Genomic DNA, 213 nt, shown 5'->3' on the forward strand with positions numbered 1-213 from the left:
AGTCGCGAAACACCACCTTGCTTGCCAGCGCGGCATCGGCCAGCGGGCGGTCGATGATGTTGTTGGCGGCCAGCAGGCGCACGTGGCTGTCGGTGAGGGTGGCCAGTTCGTTGCGACCCTTGGACAGAAAGTGCGATGGGCGACGTTGGGCGATCATCAGCGACAGCACCTGGCGCAGCGCCAGGCCACGTGCGGCCAGGCTGTCCGGGTCGC

General features: G+C 67.6%; 1 protein-coding gene. It reads right to left on the reverse strand.

Going from position 1 to position 213, the window contains the following annotated elements; all coding sequences use genetic code 11:
• Positions 1-213, reverse strand: a 213-nt coding sequence (locus RRF55_RS29195; RefSeq protein WP_439419480.1) for a hypothetical protein, incomplete at both ends; no start/stop codon positions are given.

Origin of the sequence: Klebsiella sp. K47 (genome assembly GCF_051858335.1) — a bacterium.
GTDB lineage: Bacteria > Pseudomonadota > Gammaproteobacteria > Enterobacterales > Enterobacteriaceae > Klebsiella > Klebsiella pneumoniae.